Annotated in this window: 15 protein-coding genes; 14 read left to right on the top strand and 1 reads right to left on the bottom strand. The window is 71.2% G+C overall.

Going from position 1 to position 16,008, the window contains the following annotated elements; genetic code table 11:
- Window positions 1-143: 143 nt before the first annotated feature.
- The 6 genes from VH112_01110 (at window position 144) to VH112_01085 (ending at window position 8,265) form a co-directional block, all read left to right on the top strand.
- Window positions 144-1,235 carry a hypothetical protein gene (locus tag VH112_01110; protein ID HEX4538818.1) on the top strand — a complete coding sequence of 364 codons (1,092 nt, stop codon included), beginning with the start codon at window positions 144-146 and terminating at the stop codon, window positions 1,233-1,235.
- Between the two features lie 27 nt (window positions 1,236-1,262).
- Window positions 1,263-2,381, top strand: a complete 1,119-nt coding sequence (locus VH112_01105; GenBank protein ID HEX4538817.1) for a cysteine desulfurase family protein — start codon at window positions 1,263-1,265, stop codon at window positions 2,379-2,381.
- 5 nt (window positions 2,382-2,386) lie between these two features.
- Entirely contained in the window at window positions 2,387-3,424 is a 1,038-nt protein-coding gene (mnmA, locus tag VH112_01100) for a tRNA 2-thiouridine(34) synthase MnmA (protein HEX4538816.1), read from the top strand.
- A gap of 6 nt (window positions 3,425-3,430) precedes the next feature.
- Entirely contained in the window at window positions 3,431-5,473 is a 2,043-nt protein-coding gene (ligA, locus tag VH112_01095) for an NAD-dependent DNA ligase LigA (GenBank protein HEX4538815.1), read from the top strand.
- Window positions 5,474-5,550: 77 nt separating this feature from the next.
- Window positions 5,551-7,242 (top strand): PASTA domain-containing protein, encoded by a 1,692-nt coding sequence (locus VH112_01090; protein ID HEX4538814.1) that lies wholly within the window; start codon window positions 5,551-5,553, stop codon window positions 7,240-7,242.
- A gap of 144 nt (window positions 7,243-7,386) precedes the next feature.
- Window positions 7,387-8,265, top strand: a complete 879-nt coding sequence (locus VH112_01085) for an SDR family oxidoreductase (GenBank protein ID HEX4538813.1) — start codon at window positions 7,387-7,389, stop codon at window positions 8,263-8,265.
- A gap of 260 nt (window positions 8,266-8,525) precedes the next feature.
- Here the strand turns inward: VH112_01085 and VH112_01080 are convergent, their stop codons facing one another.
- Window positions 8,526-8,933, bottom strand: coding sequence for an SCP2 sterol-binding domain-containing protein (locus VH112_01080; protein ID HEX4538812.1), 408 nt, complete (start codon window positions 8,931-8,933; stop codon window positions 8,526-8,528).
- A 115-nt stretch (window positions 8,934-9,048) separates the two neighbouring features.
- On the opposite strand from VH112_01080, the gene VH112_01075 reads away from it, so the two are divergent.
- The 8 genes from VH112_01075 to VH112_01040 all read left to right on the top strand — a co-directional run bounded on the left by VH112_01075 (window position 9,049) and on the right by VH112_01040 (window position 15,976).
- Window positions 9,049-9,357 carry a 4Fe-4S dicluster-binding protein gene (locus VH112_01075; GenBank protein ID HEX4538811.1) on the top strand — a complete coding sequence of 103 codons (309 nt, stop codon included), beginning with the start codon at window positions 9,049-9,051 and terminating at the stop codon, window positions 9,355-9,357.
- Complete coding sequence (locus VH112_01070) at window positions 9,354-10,106, top strand: alpha/beta fold hydrolase (protein HEX4538810.1); 753 nt, start codon at window positions 9,354-9,356, stop codon at window positions 10,104-10,106. The genes VH112_01075 and VH112_01070 overlap by 4 nt, the downstream gene beginning before the upstream one ends.
- A 147-nt stretch (window positions 10,107-10,253) precedes the next feature.
- Entirely contained in the window at window positions 10,254-10,550 is a 297-nt protein-coding gene (locus VH112_01065) for a hypothetical protein (GenBank protein ID HEX4538809.1), read from the top strand.
- A 78-nt stretch (window positions 10,551-10,628) separates the two neighbouring features.
- Window positions 10,629-10,931, top strand: a complete 303-nt coding sequence (gene gatC, locus VH112_01060; GenBank protein ID HEX4538808.1) for an Asp-tRNA(Asn)/Glu-tRNA(Gln) amidotransferase subunit GatC — start codon at window positions 10,629-10,631, stop codon at window positions 10,929-10,931.
- Window positions 10,928-12,400: an Asp-tRNA(Asn)/Glu-tRNA(Gln) amidotransferase subunit GatA gene (gene gatA / locus VH112_01055; GenBank protein HEX4538807.1), complete on the top strand. Its 1,473-nt coding sequence runs from the start codon at window positions 10,928-10,930 to the stop codon at window positions 12,398-12,400. Before gatC ends, gatA begins: the two co-directional genes overlap by 4 nt.
- Entirely contained in the window at window positions 12,397-13,836 is a 1,440-nt protein-coding gene (gene gatB / locus VH112_01050) for an Asp-tRNA(Asn)/Glu-tRNA(Gln) amidotransferase subunit GatB (GenBank protein HEX4538806.1), read from the top strand. The genes gatA and gatB overlap by 4 nt, the downstream gene beginning before the upstream one ends.
- A gap of 125 nt (window positions 13,837-13,961) precedes the next feature.
- A complete protein-coding gene (gene ilvD / locus VH112_01045; protein HEX4538805.1) occupies window positions 13,962-15,671 on the top strand; it encodes a dihydroxy-acid dehydratase in 1,710 nt (569 codons plus the stop codon).
- A gap of 104 nt (window positions 15,672-15,775) precedes the next feature.
- Window positions 15,776-15,976 (top strand): cold-shock protein, encoded by a 201-nt coding sequence (locus VH112_01040; protein ID HEX4538804.1) that lies wholly within the window; start codon window positions 15,776-15,778, stop codon window positions 15,974-15,976.
- Window positions 15,977-16,008 lie beyond the last annotated feature (32 nt).

Here is a 16,008-nt window from a genome sequence, read left to right as displayed (position 1 = left end):
CCCCCTGGGCCGGCCTCGGGCGGGGATCGGCCCGAGGCCCTTCCTCGGGGCCGACCTCCAGGGCCGGCCTCGGGCGCGGATCCGCCCGAGCCCCTTCCTCGGGGCCGACCTCCCGGGCCGGCCTCGGGCCGAGACCCCCGTCGGTGGCCAGCGTGATCGCGGTCATCAGCGTCGCCCTGGCTGTCAGCGGTCTCGGCGCCGCCGTCCGCACCTCTGCCCATGCCGCCCAGGTGCAGGCGCTGGCGTCGGCCTCGGTCTCGAGCGCCGGCGGACGTGGCCTGCTGCCCGCCCTTCCACCCCATCCCGCCCGCGCAGCCAGCGCCACGGTTCCCAAGGTGTCGCCACCGGTCCCCGCCGTCGCGGCGGCCCCAGCGGCGGCACCATCCGCGCCCTCGGGCCCGATCCCCGTGGCCCAGGTGGCGCTGCCGCTGGTGGACACCAGCCGCAAGGCGGGGTCAGGCCCGCGGGTGCTCACGACCTCGGTGTGGTACCCGGCGGCGGCCGGCTCCCCGGACAACGTGGCCGCCCCCGCGGCCTCCGGAGGCCCGTTCCCCCTCATCGTGTTCGCCCACGGCTACAACGTCACGCCGGCCGCCTACGCGGGCCTGCTGAGGTCCTGGGCCCGGGCCGGCTACGTCGTGGCCGCCCCCACGTTCCCGCTCACCAACCCGGGCGCGCCGGGAGGCCCGGACGAGGGCGACGTCGTCAACCAGCCGGCGGACGTCCGCTTCGTGATCGACCAGCTGCTGTGGGCTGACGCCAAGCCCGGGCTGCTCGGCGGGCTCATCGACCCTCACAAGATTGCCGTCGCCGGTCACTCGGACGGCGCGATCACCGCGGCTGAGGTCGCCTACAACACGTGCTGTCGCGACACCCGAATCTCGGCCGCCATCGTGATGGCCGGCGCCGCGATCGGCGTGCCGGGGGGCTCGTACTTCCCGCCGGCCAGCGCGCCGATGCTCGCCGTCCAGGGTGGCGCCGATCACTCGAACAACCCGCAGAACAGCCTGGGGCTCTACACCGGCGACGGCGGTGGTCCCAAGTATCTTCTCGACCTCCCCGGCGCCAGCCACGAGGGCCCTTTCATGGACGGGGGCCGGGCTGCCGATGTCGTCCACCAGGCGACGATCGACTTCCTCGGTCGCTACCTGAAAGGCGGCTCGACCAGCCAGCTGCTCCATGACGGCTCGGTCCCAGGGGTGGCGTCCATCGCGGCCCCACTCGGCCAGAGCTGACCCACCCTCCGCCTACGCTGGGGGCCGATGGCCGCCTACCTCGACCACGCCGCCACCACCCCGATGCGTCCCGAAGCTGTCGCCGCCATGCTGCCGTTCCTGACCGAGCGCTTCGGCAACCCTTCGGGTGTGCACGCCACGGCTCGCGCAGCGCGGACGGCGATCGACGACGCCCGCGAGAGCATCGCCGCCGACCTCGGTTCGGAGCCCGGCGAGGTCGTGTTCACCGGCAGCGGCACCGAGGCGGACAACCTGGCCCTCATCGGAGTCCAGAGACGCCGCGGCGGCGCCGTCGTCTGCACCGCGGTCGAGCACCACGCCGTGCTCGAGACCTGCCGGGCTCTCGGCGGACGGATCGTCGCCGTCCGTCCGGACGGACAGGTCGACCTTGACGCGCTCGCGGACGCCCTGGACCCGGAGGTCTCGGTCGTCTCGGTCATGCTCGCCAACAACGAGGTGGGCGTCGTGCAGCCGCTGGGGGACGTCGTATCGCTGGTGCGGGAGCGGGCCCCCGATGCCCTCGTCCATACCGACGCCGTGCAGGCCGTCCCCTGGCTGGACGTCGCATCGCTGGCGGCCGAGGCCGACCTCGTCGCCGTGAGCGCCCACAAGTTTGGAGGACCCAAGGGTGTCGGCGCCCTGGTCGTGCGCAAGGGGGTGGCGCTCGATCCGATCATCCACGGTGGTGGCCAGGAGCGCGACCGTCGCAGCGGCACCCACAACGTGGCCGGCATCGTGGCCATGGCGGCCGCCCTGCAGGTGACTGTGGCGACACGGCCCGAGGTCGTCCCGTCTGTGGGCCGCCTGCGCGACCGCCTGGCCGACGGGCTCCTGGCGGCCGTGCCGGGGGCGCTCGAGACGGGGCCGAGACAGGGCAAGGTCGCCGGCAACTGTCACCTGCGCTTCCCGGAGGTCGAGAGCGAGGCGCTCCTCGTGTTGCTCGACGAGGCGGGGGTCTTCGCCTCGGCCGGATCGGCCTGTGCCAGCGGCGCGATGGAGCCGAGCCACGTGCTGTTGGCCATGGGCCTCCACGCCGACGAGGCCAGCACCAGCGTTCGGCTGTCGCTCGGTGCCGGGTCGACCCAGCAGGACGTGGACCTGGCCCTCGAGGTGGTCCCCAAGGCCGTCGCCGACCTGCGAGGCTGACGGCCGTGCGGGTGTTGGTGGCGATGTCGGGCGGAGTCGACTCGTCGGTGGCGGCGGCGCTGCTGGTCGAGGCCGGCCACGACGTGGTGGGAGCCACCATGAAGCTCTGGGGCGGGCCCAGCGATGCGGGGTGCTGCTCGGTGGCAGACGTCGAGGACGCCCGCCGTGTTGCCGCCCAGGTAGGTATCGTGCACCGGGTCTTCAACTTCACCGACGATTTCGAGACCCGGGTGGTGGATCACTACGTCGCCGCCCACGCCGCGGGGGCGACGCCCAATCCCTGCATCGAGTGCAACCGGCACCTCAAGTTCCGCCGCTTCCTCGACCGCGCCGTCAAGCTGGGCTTCGACGCCGTGGCCACGGGCCACCATGCGCGCGTCGCTGCCGAGCAGGGGCGCTGGCGGCTGCGCCGTGGTGCCGACCGGGCCAAGGACCAGTCCTACGTGCTGTCGGTGCTGGGCCAGGACCAACTGCGGCGCACCCTGCTGCCGGTCGGTCAGCTGACCAAGGCCGAAGTACGGGCCCGGGCGTCCGAGCTCGGACTGCGGACGGCGGCGAAGCCTGACAGCCAGGAGGTGTGCTTCATCTCCGCCGGCGGCGGTCGGGCCGCGTTCCTGGGTGAGCGGCTGCCGTTGCACGCCGGCCGGGTCGTCGACGCCGCCTCAGGGGCGGACGTCGGATCGGTCGATGCCGTGGAGCTGGTAACGGTGGGCCAGCGACGAGGTCTGGGCGGTGGCACCACCGGTGGTCAGCGCCGCCGTTACGCGGTGGGCGTCGACGCGGCAGCCTCGACGGTGTTCGTCGGATCGTATGCCGACCTGCTCACCGAGCGCACCGCGCTGCGCGACCTGACCTGGGTCGACCGCGCCGTACGCCCCGGGAGCGCGGTGCTGGCGCAGGCCAGCGCCCACGCCCAGGCGGTGCCCGCCACCTTCGAGGGCGAGCGGCTGCGTTGGTCGGCTCCCCAGCGTCGTGTCGCCCCCGGCCAGACGGTCGCCCTCTACGACGGTGACGCAGTGGTGGGCGCGGGACTGGCGGCGTAGCCGACGATGAGCGGGGACCAGCCCGTCGTCACAGATCCCGCCGCCCGGGTGGACGAGCTGCGCCGGCTCGTCGAGCACCACAACCACCGCTACCACGTCCTCGACGACCCCGAGATCAGCGACGCCGACTACGACGCCCTGGTTCGGGAGCTGCGGGACCTCGAGGACACCTACCCCGAGCTGGCCGCGGCCACGTCGCCGACCCGGACGGTGGGGGCACCACCGTCGCCGCTCTTCGCGCCGGTGCGCCACCGGTTGCCCATGATGAGCCTCGACAACGCCTTCTCCTTCGAGGAGCTGGTTGCGTGGGGCAAGCGCATGGAGCGCATCATCAGCGGCGAGGTGACCTATGCCTGCGAGCTGAAGATCGACGGTCTGGCGATCTCGATCCTGTACGAGAACGGCCGGTACACCCGGGCGGCGACGAGAGGCGACGGCGAGACCGGCGAAGACGTCACCGCCAATGTGGCGACGGTGGGCGTCATCCCGGAGCGACTCGATCTCGATCCCGACAGCTGTCCGGCGGTGCTCGAGGTCAGGGGCGAGCTGTACATGCCCCTGTCGGCCTTCGAAGAGCTCAACCGCCGCCAGGCCGAGTCGGGCGGCCGCCTCTTCGCCAACCCGCGCAACTCGGCGGCGGGTTCGCTGCGACAGAAAGACCCGAAGATCACGGCCAGCCGCGACCTGTCTTTCTGGGCCTACCAGCTCGGGGCGAGAGAGGGAGGACCGCGGTTCACCCGTCACTCCGAGTCGCTCGATTTCCTGCGCCGGGCCGGCTTGCCGGTGAACCCGGAGGTCAAGGTGCTGGCAAACCTCGAGGAGGTCTTCACCTTCTCCGGCGAGTGGGAAGGGCACCGTCACGATCTCGACTACGAGATCGACGGCGTGGTCGTCAAGGTCGACGAGCTGCACCACCAGCAGGAGCTTGGGTTCACGTCACGGGCGCCGCGCTGGGCCCTCGCCTACAAGTTCCCCCCCGAGGAGCGCAGCACCAAGCTGCTGGACATCATGGTCTCGATCGGCAAGAGCGGTAAGGCCACGCCGTTCGCCAAGCTGGAGCCGGTTGTCGTCAGTGGCTCGACGGTGGGCCTGGCCACGCTGCACAACGAGGACCAGGTCGCCCTCAAGGACGTGCGTCCGGGCGACACCGTGATGGTGCGTAAGGCGGGCGACGTCATTCCCGAGGTCGTCGGTCCGGTCCTGTCGATGCGCCCGAAGCGCCTGCGGGCATGGCGCTTCCCCGAGACGTGTCCGGCCTGTGGCCGCCCGCTGTCCCGGTTGGAGGGAGAGAGCGACACCTTCTGCACCAACGCCGAGTGCCCGGCGCAGCGCGTCCAGCGCATCGCCCACTTCGCGTCCCGCTCGGGTATGGACATCGAGGGCTTCGGCGAGCAGCGGGTGTCGTTGTTCGTTGAGCTCGGCCTGCTCGAGGACGCGGGTGACGTCTACTCGTTGACCGCCGAGCCCCTCCTGGACCTGGAGGGCTTTGGTCAGCAGTCGGTCGCCAACCTCCTGGGCGCCATCGAGGAGTCGAAGGGACGGCCTCTCGACCGGCTGCTCGTGGCCCTGAGCATCCGCCACCTGGGCGATACCGGCTCGGTGGCCCTGGCGAGGGCGCTCGGTCATCTCGATCGAATCATGGCGGCGTCTCCCGAGGAGCTGGCCGCGGTCGACGGGGTGGGACCCAAGATTGCCGCCAGCGTCCATCAGTTCCTGGCCCTGCCCGCCAATCGCGTCGTGATCGACAAGCTCCGAGCCGCGGGCGTGAACTTCGAGGGCCCCGCAGCGCCGTCAGTGCCCCAGAATCTCGCCGGTCATTCGGTGGTCGTGACGGGCACGCTGGAGGGTTTGTCCCGCGAGGAAGCCGAGGCCGCCATCAAGGCCCGGGGCGGCAAGGCACCCAGCAGCGTGTCCAAGCGGACCACCGCCCTCGTGCTCGGGGATGCCCCGGGTGCGTCGAAGCTGGCCCAGGCGCGCGACCTCGGCGTCCCGATCCTCGACGAGGCCGCCTTCGCCCACCTCCTCGAGACCGGCGAGCTCCCCGATTAGGGCGCTGAGGGAGCGTCACCCTCGTGGGAAGTGTGATGTCATCCAGCCGTCCGGCCCTGGGGGATACCCTTTCCCTGGTGTCGACGCCTCGCCTCGCCGACCGCGTGGGCCGCGTCCTCGGCGGCCGCTTCCGCCTCGTCTCGCCGATCGGAAGCGGGGCCTCGGCGCACGTCTTCCTCGCCCACGACGTGGTCCTGGGCCGCCGGGTGGCGGTGAAGGTGCTCCACCCGGCGCTGGCCGGAGACCTGCCGTTCCTGCGCCGGTTCCGCGCCGAGGCCCAGGCCGCAGCCACGCTCAACCATCCCCACATCACGCAGATCTTCGACTGGGGCGAGGACGACGACGGGCCCTATCTCGTGCTCGAGTACCTCGGCGGGGGGAGCATGCGCGACATGCTCGACGCCGGTCACCGGCTGAGCCCGGCGCAGGCGGCCGCCGTGGGCGCCCAGGCGGCCGAAGCGCTCGACTACGCCCATCGGAGAGGGCTGGTCCACCGGGACGTGAAGCCGGCCAACTTCTTGTTCGAGGAGGAGGGACGGCTGCGCATCGCCGACTTCGGTCTGGCCCGTGCCTTGAGCGAGGCGGCGTGGACCGAGCCCATCGGGGCGATGCTCGGCACGGCGCGGTACGCATCCCCGGAGCAGGTCGAGGGGCACCGCGTCGACGGGCGGGCCGACGTCTACTCGTTGTCGCTTGTCCTCATCGAGGTCGTCACCGGTCAGGTCCCGTTCGCCGCTGACACCACCATTGCCACGCTCATGGCGCGCGTCGGTGCCGTCGTGCGGGCACCGGTCGCCCTCGGGCCGCTGGGGCCCGTCCTCGAGCAGGCGGCGGCTCCCGATCCCGACGCGCGCATCGATGCTCGTGAGCTGGCCGTTCGCCTGGGTCAGCTCGCTTCTCAGCTGCCACTCGCCGATCGGCTGCCCCTCGCCCCGCCTGGCCCGGGCAGCGTCGTCCGCGACGGCGACGTCGGGGGCGACACCGATCTGGGTGCGACCAACCTGGGTGCGACCAACGCGGGCGCGGCGGCGTTCAACGCCCCACCTGCGGCTCCTCCGACGACGCCCGACGCTCGGCTCCCTCCCCGCCGGCGCCGGCTGTGGCCCGTCGCCGTTCTCGTCGTGCTGGCGATCCTCGGGGTGGCGGCCGCAGCCCTGCTGACCACCAATGTGCTCGGTAGCGGGCCCACGAGCCACGCCGTGCCGTCCCTGACCGGGGCCAACCAGCCGACGGCAGCGCGCCTGTTGAGCAGGGCCGGGCTGCAGTCGCGGTTCACGACGACCACCAGCGAGGACGTGCCGGCCGGGACGGTGGTGAGCTGGGCGCCGAGCCAGGGCCTCCAGCGGCAGGGGAGCGTCGTGACGGTGGTCCTCTCCGCCGGCCCCGCCCCGCGTGTCGTTCCCGACCTGACCGGTGCGTCCTACTCCGACGCCTCGGCCAAGCTCCAAGGCCTCCGGCTGGTGCCGACCAGGCAGAACGCGTTCAGCGACACGGCGGCCGAGGGCACTGTCATCTCCACGACCCCGGGACCCGGAACATCGGTCGGCCGGGACGGCACGGTCACCCTGGTCGTCTCGGCTGGACCCGACATGGTCACCGTGCCCGACGTGCTGGGCGCCAACGTGGCCGGCGCCACCAGGTCGCTGCAGGATGCCGGGCTCAAGGCCGCGAACGTCTTCGGCTTCTCCAGCGGCCGGGTGTTCTTCACCAGCCCCCCGGCGGGCAGTCGTGTGCACCGCGGCGCGAGCGTGAACCTGTACACACTCTGAGCGACCCCGCCGTTTGACCACCGCCGGGCGGGCTGACAACGTGCGAGATGTCTCTTGCAGGACCTAGGGCCGGCCCGGGAGGCCGGCCCAGAAGCAGAGAGGCCGGCCCGGGAGGCCGGCCCCGGAGAAAGGAAAGGTTGCGACATGGGTGCGCTCGACGGACGGGTGGCCATCATCACCGGGGCAGGCCGGGGCATCGGACGCGAGCACTCGCTGCTGTTCGCCCACGAAGGGGCCAAGGTCGTCGTGAACGACCTCGGTGGTGCCATTGACGGCTCGGGCGACGACCGGAGCCCGGCCCAGCAGGTGGTGGACGAGATCAAGGCGGCCGGTGGCGAGGCGGTGGCCAACACTGACAACGTGGCCGACTGGGAAGGTGGCCGGCGGCTGATCAACACCGCCGTCGAGGCGTTCGGTGACGTCAACGTGCTCATCAACAACGCCGGCATCCTCCGGGACCGGATGCTGGTGAGCATGGAGGAGGCCGAGTGGGACTCGGTGATCCACGTCCACCTGAAGGGCCACTTCGTGCCGACGCACTGGGCGGCCAACCACTGGAGGGAGCAGTCGAAGGCGGGTGAGGAGGTCGACGCCGCCATCGTCAACACCTCGTCGACCTCGGGGCTGATCGGCAACCCCGGTCAGGCCAACTACGGGGCGGCCAAGGCGGGGATCGCCGCCTTCACGGTCATCGCGGCCCAGGAGCTGCAGCGCTACGGCGTGCGGGTCAACGCCATCGCTCCCGCGGCCCGCACACGCATGACCGAGGCGACCCCCGGTCTCAGCGACGTGGTCAAAGCCCCGACGGACACCGCCAAGTTCGACGTATGGGACCCCGCCAATGTCTCGCCCCTGGTCGCCTACCTCGCCTCCGAGTCCTGTCCTGCGACCGGCAAGGTGTTCCTCGTCCAGGGCGGCAAGGTACAGACGTTCCAGCCGTGGACCCTCACCGACATGATCGACAAGAACGACCGCTGGACGGTGGCCGAGCTCCAGAGCGAGATGAAGCAGCTGCTCGGCTGACCGCCCTGCGGCGGCCGGGAGCGGGCGAACGGAGCGCGACTTGTTTGCGCCTGCTGATGGCCTAAGGTGGTACTAGTCCGTCGTGGCTACAGGCCATTTGGCCCTAGCACAGCGCCGGCGGCCGGATATGATTGAGTGGGCCCAGGGCCCTGGGGGGTGGCGAGCTGAGGCAGTGTTCCCCAGCCGCTGCCGGTGCCGCCGCCCCCCAGGACCCTGGGTCCTTTTACGTGTGGCGAACGTCGCCCGCACGTGACCTGTGTCTACTCGGTGATCTCCTTGATGCGCCCCGCAAGCTCCAGGGTGCTGGGGTCGGGAGGGGTCGCCTGCATGGCCATCAGCTTGGTGACATCGCCCTCGACCTTGATCTTGCCGGCCATGAACGCCTGCATCCCAGCCTGCGGATTGCCCTCCACGAAGATCGCCTTGGCCGTGGCGTAGTCGAGGGTCACCTGGAGATCGGGGCCGTCCAGGTGACCGAGCTCCATCTCGAGCTCTCCGGTACTGGTGTCCACGTGGGCGTTGATGGTCCCGTCGCCGAAGGGAACCTCGGTGATCACCTGGTTGAGGCGCATGACGTGCGCGGTCGGGGGGATCTTGCCGCGGTAGTCCTCGCGGATGGTCTTGGCCGCCTCGACCCACTGGGGGCTGAGGAACGGGTACTTGGCCACGATGGGAACTCCTTGCTGGCTGGCACTCGGGCTATCGTCCCGGCTGGCCTCCCAGGCCGGCCGTCGACGAGGCACGATAGCCGTGTGTGCAGCGGCGAGCCGTAGGATGGGCGCCGTGCCCTCCGTCACAGGTCGTGTCGAGCGCCTGGAGTCGCGCCAGCGCAATCCGAAGTGGAAGCACGTCCCCTTTCGCATCGAGATGTCGGAGTGCATCAACTGCGACACCTGCATCCGTCACTGTCCGCCCCAGTTCGGCGCCATTTTCAACCACGGGATCGACGTGATCATCGTCCCCGAGCTCTGCTCCGGCTGTGGGAAGTGCCTCGACCCCTGCCCCGTCGACTGCATCTATGAGGATCCTGACTGGCGTCCGGCGCCGGAGGACTGGTGGGCCGAGCCGCGTCGGGACGACCCATACCGATGACGGCGCCGATCCTGTCCGGCGCCGAGCCCTGGTCAGCCCAGGGTGGGCCCGATGGCGCCCTCGTTCTCCATGGGTTCACCGGCAACCCGCAGTCGATGCGCGGCCTGGCCGAGGCTCTGGCCGGTGCCGGCCTCGCCGTCGAGCTGCCGCTGCTTCCCGGTCACGGGACGTCGGTCGAGGACATGCTGGCCACCGGCTGGGAGGACTGGTCGACGGCTGCCGAGGACGTCTACGCCGAGCTCGCCGGGAGGAGCCGACGAGTCGTCGTTGCCGGATTGTCGATGGGAGGCACCCTCGCCGTCTGGCTCGCCACGCGCCATCCCGAGATTGCCGGCGAGGTCGTCATCAACCCCCTCATCGATCCTCCCGCCGAGAGCTTCCGGGAGATGCTGCGCGGCGCCCTCGACGCCGGCACCGAGACCCTGCCGGGCATCGGCTCCGACATCGCCCTCGAAGGTGTCGACGAGCTCGCCTACGCCAGCTCACCCGTCGCCCCGATGCTGTCCATGATGGAGGCCACCGACGCCATCGCTGCGGCCCTGGGCCGCGTCCGGTGCCCGGTGCTGCTGCTCTCCAGTCGCCAGGACCACGTCGTGCCCTCGGCGTCGGGCGACGTTCTCGCCGCGGGGGTTGGTGGTCCGATCGAACGGGTCTGGCTCGAGCGCAGCTACCACGTTGCGACCCTCGACCATGACCGCGGCCTCATCGAGGCGCGCGCCGTCGAGTTCGCGGCCAAGGTCACGACGTAGGGCCCTTCATGGCGCAGGGCCCTTCACGGCGCAGGGCCCTCCACGGCCGGCCCTGGAAGCCGGCCCAGGGGGCGAAATAGATCAAAAGGTTCTTGCGACCATGGGCACTTCGTGGTCTGCTGTCGGCTGGGGACGAAGGGGGGAGCTATGCGGTTCATGCAGATCATCGAGATGCGGACCAGTCGGCGGGACGAGGTCCAGGCCGCGCTCGACGAGTGGAGGACAACCACCGCGGGCCGCCGCACAGCGCAGCGGGCGGTGACTGGTCGGGAGCACGACGGTGAAGACGTCTACATCACCGTGGTCGAGTTTCCGTCCTACGAGGCCGCCATGACCAACTCCGACCTGCCCGAGACCAGGGATCTGGCCGAGCGGCTGACCAAGCTCTGCAACGAGCCGCCGACCTTCCGTAACCTCGACATCATCCGTCAGGACGACCTCTAGTCCCACGGGCTCCAATCTCTCGGGCTGGCCCCTGAGCTCCCTGCGGGGGCGCCCTCGGGGCTGCCCTACGATGCCTACATGGCCGGACGGATCTCCCGAGCCGACGTCGTCCACGTGGCCAGGCTGGCCCGTCTGGAGCTGACCGAGGAGGAGCTGGATCGCTACGTCGACCAGCTCGGCGCCGTGCTGGACCATGCCGCCGACGTGGCTGCCCTCGATACCAGCGGCGTGCCGCCGACGGCCCACCCCCTGCCGATGGAGAACGTGCTGCGGGAGGACGTGGCCGGGCCCAGCCTCGACCGAGACGAGGTCCTGCGCGAGGCGCCCGACAGTGACGGGGCCCGGTTCCGCGTCCCCCGCATCCTCGGTGAGGAGCCGTGAGCGGCGAGGCGGTGGTCGCCGTCGCCGACGCTGTCCGCCGCGGCGGCCGCTCGGCTCGGGAGCTGACCGAGCAGCACCTGGCCGCCATCGGCGCCGCCGAGACCGAGGTACACGCCTTCAACCTGGTAACGGCCGACGCCGCCCGGGCCGAGGCGGACGAGATCGACCGCCGGGTGGCCGCGGGCGAGGACGTGGGTCCGCTGGCGGGGGTGCCGGTCGCCCTCAAGGACAACATCTGCACACGCGGCGTGCCCACCACGTGCTCGTCCCGGATCCTAAAGGGGTGGCGGCCGCCGTACGACGCCACGGTGGTCGCCCGGCTGCGTTCGGCGGGCGCGGTGATCGTCGGCAAGACCAATCTGGACGAGTTCGCCATGGGGTCCTCGACCGAGAACTCGGCGTTCGGCCCCACCCGCAACCCTCGCGATCCCAGCCGGGTGCCCGGGGGATCGAGCGGGGGGAGCGCGGCGGCGGTGGCGGCCGGCTTCGCCCCGCTGGCCCTGGGGTCCGACACGGGCGGATCGATCCGTCAGCCGGCCGCCCTCACCGGCGTGGTCGGGGTCAAGCCGACGTACGGTGTCGTCTCCCGCTACGGGCTGGTGGCCTTCGCCAGCTCCCTCGACCAGATCGGACCCCTGGCGGGCAGCGTTGCCGACGCCGCCGCCCTCTTGGAGGCGGTCGCCGGACACGATCCCGAGGACTCGACCTCGCTACCGGAGGCCGCCCCGGCGGTGACGTCGATCCTTGAGGAGGGTGTCGACGGCATGAGAGTGGGCGTGGTGACCGAGCTGATGGATGGCGTGGCACCGGACGTGGCCGCCCGGGTCCGCCAGGCGGCCGACGCGCTGTCCAGCGCCGGCGCACGGGTCGATGAGGCGTCGGTCCCCGCCGCCGTCCACGGTCTGTCCGCCTACTACCTCATCGCCCCCGCCGAGGCCTCCTCGAACCTGGCCCGCTACGACGGCGTCCGCTACGGGCTGCGGGTCGAGGCGCCGGACATCACAGCCATGTACACCGCCACCCGCTCGGCCGGTTTCGGGTCCGAGGTGAAGCGGCGGATCATGCTCGGGACCTACGCCCTGTCGGCGGGCTACTACGACGCCTACTACGGCCAGGCCCAGCGGGTGCGGACGCTCATCATCGGCTCGTTCGACGCCGCCTACGCCAACTTCGACGCCCTCCTCGCCCCGACAACGCCGACCACCGCCTTCGCTCTGGGAGCCAAGACCGCCGATCCGCTGGCGATGTACCTCAACGACGTGTGCACCGTCCCCTCGAGCCTCGCTGGTCACCCGGCCATGAGCGTGCCCTACGGATCGGGCGACGACGGAATGCCGGTGGGCGTGCAGGTCCTGGCGCCGGCGCGCGGGGAGACCGTGATGTTCCGGGTTGGCGCGGCGCTGGAGGCGTCTGCGCCCGGCCCTGCCGGAGACCACGCGTCGGGAGTGCGCCCGGAGGCGCTGCGGTGAGCGGCGACTGGGAGACCGTCGTGGGCCTCGAGGTCCACTGCGAGCTGTCGACGGCCACGAAGCTGTTCTGCTCGTGCCGGAACGCGTTCGGCGACGAGCCCAACACCAACGTGTGCCCGGTATGCCTCGGCCTCCCGGGCTCGTTGCCGGTCCTGAACGCCGGCGCCGTGGAGCTGGCCATGCGGGTGGGCGACGCGCTGCACTGCGAGATCCGACCCTCGATCTTTCACCGCAAGAACTATTTCTATCCGGACATGCCGAAGGACTACCAGATCAGCCAGTACGACGCGCCGATCAACGTCGCCGGCTGGCTGGAGCTGGCCGACGGGGCCCGCGTCGGGATCGAGCGGGCGCACCTGGAGGAGGACACGGGCAAGACCACCCACGTCGGTCGGGGTGGGCGCATCCACGACGCCACCGAGTCATTGGTGGACTACAACCGGGCGGGCGTGCCCCTGCTCGAGATCGTGAGCGCGCCCGACATCCGCTCGGCCGAGCAGGCCCGTGTCTATGTCGGCGAGCTACGCGGCATCCTCATGGCCACCGGCGCCTCCGACGCCCGCATGGAGGAGGGCTCGCTCAGGGTCGACGCCAACGTCTCCGTTCGCCCGGCCGGCAGCGCCGATCTGGGGACCAGGGCGGAGATCAAGAACATGAACTCGCTGCGCTCGCTCGGACGAGCCATCGAGCACGAGGCAGAGCGTCAGGTGGCGCTGCTCGAGGGTGGCGAGACCGTCGTGCAGGAGACCCGGCACTGGAACGAGGCCGAGGGGCGCACCAGCTCGCTGCGGTCCAAGGAGGAGGCCTACGACTACCGCTACTTCCCGGAGCCCGACCTGTTGCCGGTCGCGCCGGACGACGCGTGGGTCTCGCGGGTGCGCGCTACCGCCACCACGCTGCCGGCCGAGCGCCGGGCGCAGCTGGCGACGGCAGCGGCTGCCGACGGCAGCGGGGACGGGGAGGTGCCGGCGGGACTGGTGGCCACCCTCGTCGAGCTCGATCTCGACGGCCTGGTGCTCGGCGCCATCGACGCCGGCGCCGACCCCAGGCTCGCAGTCAATCGGGCCGCCAACGAGGCGGCCGCTCACCCCGACGCAGCCCGCAAGCTCGACGCGGGCGCCTTCGCCGCCGTGCTGGCCATGGAGACCAGCGGGCGCCTGAGCGCGACCCAGGCCAAGACCGTGCTCGGCGTGATGCTGGAGGAGGGCGGGGATCCCGCCGACATCGCCAGGGCCCGAGGTTTCGAGGGGCTGTCGGAGGAGGCGCTGGCGGAGGTGGTGGACTCCGTCCTTGCCGCCAACCCCGAGGAGTGGCAGCGCTATCGGGACGGGGACCCCAAGGTGTCGCAGTACCTAGTGGGCCAGGTGATGCGGGAGACCCGGGGCAAGGCCAACGGGAAGGCGGTCATGGCCCTGCTGGCGGCTCGCAAGGGCTGAGGCCGGCCCGGGAGGCCGGCCCGGTGATCGATGCCTCGGCCCGCCAAAGCTGCGGCCGGCCCGGGAGGCCCGCCCCGTGCACGAACCCTGAGCCCGCCAAGGGCCGAGGCCCTAGGCTCGGGTGGATGCCTGAGACAGCGGAACCGGGAGCCACGTCTGCGAACCCCATGAAGCCGCGCAGCGGCGAGGTGACAGATGGTTTCCAGCGGGCGCCGGCTCGGGCCATGTTGCGGGCTGTTGGCATGACCGACGAGGACTGGAGCAAGCCCCAGGTCGGAGTGGCGTCCTCTTGGAACGAGGTCACTCCGTGCAACCTCACCCTCGACCGGCTGGCCCGGCGGGCCAAGGACGGGGTGCGGGCTGCCGGCGGCTTTCCCATCGAGTTCATGACCATCGCGGTGTCGGACGGCATCTCCATGGGCCACGAGGGGATGCGGGCGTCACTCGTGAGCCGCGAGGTGATCGCCGACTCGGTGGAGACCATGATGCACGCCGAGCGGTTCGATGCACTGGTGTCGCTGGCCGGCTGCGACAAGTCCCTGCCGGGAATGCTCATGGCCGCCGGCCGGCTCAACCTGTCGACGGTGTTCCTGTATGGCGGAACGATCCTGCCCGGCCAGCTGCGCGGTCGGGCCCTCGACATCGTGAGCGTCTTCGAAGCCGTCGGGTCTCACGCCGCCGGCGATATGAGCGCAGAGGAGCTCGCGCTCATCGAGCGTACGGCTTGTCCCACCGCCGGAAGCTGTGCCGGCATGTTCACCGCCAACACCATGGCTTCGGTGGCTGAGGCCCTGGGCATGGCCCTGCCCGGCGGCGCGTCGGCCCCGGCCGTCGATCGCCGGCGCGATGACCTCGCCTTCGAGAGCGGACGGGCCGTCGTGCGCCTGCTGGAAGCGGGGATCCGGCCCCGGCAGATCATGACCCGGGCCGCCTTCGAGAACGCCATCGCCGTGGTCATGGCCCTGGGCGGCTCCACGAACGCGGTGTTGCATCTCCTGGCCATCGCCCACGAGTCCGACGTCGAGCTCGGTCTCGACGACTTCGACCGGATCGGCCGCCGGGTCCCGCACCTGGCCGACACCAAGCCCCACGGCCGCTACCACATGATCGACATCGACCGCATCGGCGGCCTTCCCGTGGTGCTCGCCGAGCTGCTCGACGCCGGGCTGATCGACGGCGACTGCCTGACAGTCACCGGCCGCACCATGGCCGAGAACCTGGCCGAGATCTCGCCTCCCGCACCCGACGGCGACGTCGTGCACCGCATCGACGATCCGATCCACGCCGACGGGGGCATCGCCACGCTGTCCGGCTCGCTCGCCCCGGCGGGCGCGGTGGTGAAGGTGGCCGGCATCGACCAGTCGCGCTTCGACGGTCCGGCCCGGGTCTTCGACGGTGAGGACGGCGCCATGGAGGCCATCCTCGCCGGCGCCATCCAACCCGGCACCGTGGTCGTGATCCGGTACGAGGGCCCGAAGGGGGGGCCAGGGATGCGGGAGATGCTGGCGGTGACGGGGGCCATGAAGGGCGCGGGCCGGGGCGCCGACTGCGCCCTCTTGACCGACGGTCGGTTCTCCGGAGGCACGCACGGCTTCTGCATCGGCCACGTCGCGCCCGAGGCGGTCGACGGAGGGCCGATCGCCCTGGTTGCCGACGGGGACCGCATCGTGGTGGACGTGGCCGCTCGGACCGTCGATCTGCTGGTAGATCCGGTCGAGCTGCAGCGTCGCCGGTCCGAGTTGAAGCTGCCGCCGCCCCGCTATACCAGGGGCGTGCTGGCCAAGTACGCCCGCCTGGCGACGGGCGCCGATCTGGGAGCGGTGACCGAGCCCTGAGCGGACGGGGCGGCCTGGTTGTCACGGTCGCCGGGCTGGCCGTCCTACACTTGGGGGAGCGAGGAAGTCAGTCGGACTTGCTCAAGGTTAGAGAAGAGAGAGCGTTGGCAACAGGCACAGTGAAGTTCTTCAATGCCGAGAAGGGCTTCGGATTCATCTCCCGTGAGCAGGGTGACGACGTCTTCGTCCACTACTCCAACATCCAGGGCAGCGGCTACCGGTCGCTCGAGACCGGCCAGGTCGTCGAGTTCGACGTGGGTCCGGGCCGAAAGGGGGAGGAAGCTCAGAACGTCCGTCTCGTCTGACGAGACGATCGGCGTCCTGGGGCGCGCCCCCC

This window comes from Acidimicrobiales bacterium (genome assembly GCA_036270875.1).
Classification (GTDB): domain Bacteria; phylum Actinomycetota; class Acidimicrobiia; order Acidimicrobiales; family AC-9; genus AC-9.
Note: the sequence above shows the minus strand (reverse complement) of the source record. Positions and strands in the feature narration are given on the sequence as shown.

What these genes read in the sequence shown, in the direction of transcription:
- VH112_01105 (HEX4538817.1), top strand. Translation starts at nt 1,263, where the DNA reads ATGGCCGCCTACCTCGACCACGCCGCCACCACCCCGATGCGTCCCGAA.
- ilvD (HEX4538805.1), top strand. Translation starts at nt 13,962, where the DNA reads ATGCCTGAGACAGCGGAACCGGGAGCCACGTCTGCGAACCCCATGAAG.
- ligA (HEX4538815.1), top strand. Translation starts at nt 3,431, where the DNA reads ATGAGCGGGGACCAGCCCGTCGTCACAGATCCCGCCGCCCGGGTGGAC.
- gatC (HEX4538808.1), top strand. Translation starts at nt 10,629, where the DNA reads ATGGCCGGACGGATCTCCCGAGCCGACGTCGTCCACGTGGCCAGGCTG.
- VH112_01065 (HEX4538809.1), top strand. Translation starts at nt 10,254, where the DNA reads ATGCGGTTCATGCAGATCATCGAGATGCGGACCAGTCGGCGGGACGAG.
- VH112_01070 (HEX4538810.1), top strand. Translation starts at nt 9,354, where the DNA reads ATGACGGCGCCGATCCTGTCCGGCGCCGAGCCCTGGTCAGCCCAGGGT.
- VH112_01085 (HEX4538813.1), top strand. Translation starts at nt 7,387, where the DNA reads ATGGGTGCGCTCGACGGACGGGTGGCCATCATCACCGGGGCAGGCCGG.